This window comes from Limosilactobacillus frumenti DSM 13145, assembly GCF_001436045.1.
In the GTDB taxonomy this organism is placed as follows: Bacteria; Bacillota; Bacilli; order Lactobacillales; family Lactobacillaceae; genus Limosilactobacillus; species Limosilactobacillus frumenti.
Genome location: NZ_AZER01000012.1, coordinates 1 through 1,331 on the forward strand (window position 1 = coordinate 1; position 1,331 = coordinate 1,331).

The following is a 1,331-nucleotide window of genomic DNA, read 5'->3' on the forward strand; positions in this document are numbered from 1 at the left end:
GGTCAAGTCCAAAATGTTGGTGTAAATTAAATTCCGCGAATTTATCATTTCACAAGCTTAAGCATACCGGCTTCTTCTGAATTGTCATCTTTTTCAATCCCGTGGTAAACGGTCATGTTTAAGTACCGTGGACCAGCAGCCCATTTTTCATTCTGTTCAATCAGTAGTGCTCCCATTAGTCGCAAGACGCTTAGATCATTCGGGAATATCCGGATTACACGGTCACGACGACGGATTTCTTGATTAACCCGCTCAATTGTATTATTCGTCCGGAGACGCTTCCTTAGCTCCTCTGGGAGCTGGTAAATCACCATTAATTCGTCAAAACTATTTTCTAATTTCTTCACCACCTTAGGGAACTCGGTCTGCCAATCTTTAACCAATTGGTCACGCCGTTCAACCGCTTGGTCGTACGTTTGAGCATTAAATAAATCTTTGAGTCGGTTAGCAACTTCTTTACGATCCTTGAGTGCCAGAATACTTGTACAGTCATTACTAAAATGAAATTGACATCTCTGCCAAAGGCTACCCTGAAATTGCGTAGTGATTGCATCCTTTAAGCCACAATGAGCGTCTGAAACAAACATATCAACGTTGGTAAGACCCCGCTGTTTAAGTTCACTAAAGAATTCCATCCATGCAGCTTTTGATTCACTATCACCGATATCAAAACCGAGCACTTCTCGACGACCGCTAGGGTCGATTCCAATCGCAACGAGTAAGCTATTACTTGTCACAACGTGACCACGGTGTACCTTAAATAAAATTGCATCGGCATACACAAAAGCATACTTTTGCGTAAGGGGACGTCGGTTAAAATCCAGCACTTGGTCGTCCAAATTATTGCATAAAGCCGAGACCGTACTTTTAGAAAAGGTTGTCCCACATAACTTCTTAGTAATCTCAGCTACTTTACGTGTTGAAACACCTTGGATTACCATTTCCATTAATGCCAAATCAAAGGCCTGCTCACTACGCTGGTAGCGTTTGAACAGCTGTGTTGAAAAATTGCCATGACGGAGTTTAGGAACGTGTAGTTCAAGTGTTCCTACTCGTGTGGTAAGCTGACGAACCCGATAACCATTCCGTGAATTGGTTCGCTCATCCGAACGTTCATAAGCCTTAGCTTTAATCTGCTCAGTCACTTCGGACTTAAGAATTTCATCAAGGATCTTGGCCATAATTGATTGCATGGCCTTATCCCGATCACCTAGTAATAGCTCCTTTAATTCGTCATCCTCTAAATTTAATTCAACTTTTGGCATAATGAAGTTCCTTTCAGATTTCACAAAGTCCTATTTAGAATTTACACCAATTATACGGACATAACC

1 protein-coding gene is annotated in these 1,331 nt (G+C 41.6%); it reads right to left on the reverse strand.

Translation table 11 applies throughout. The features are described from left to right. Positions 1 to 44 precede the first annotated feature (44 nt). Positions 45 to 1,265, reverse strand: coding sequence for an IS256 family transposase (locus tag FD27_RS02185; protein ID WP_057748842.1), 1,221 nt, complete (start codon positions 1,263 to 1,265; stop codon positions 45 to 47). Positions 1,266 to 1,331 lie beyond the last annotated feature (66 nt).

What these genes read in the sequence shown, in the direction of transcription:
- FD27_RS02185 (WP_057748842.1), bottom strand. Translation starts at nt 1,265, where the DNA reads ATGCCAAAAGTTGAATTAAATTTAGAGGATGACGAATTAAAGGAGCTA.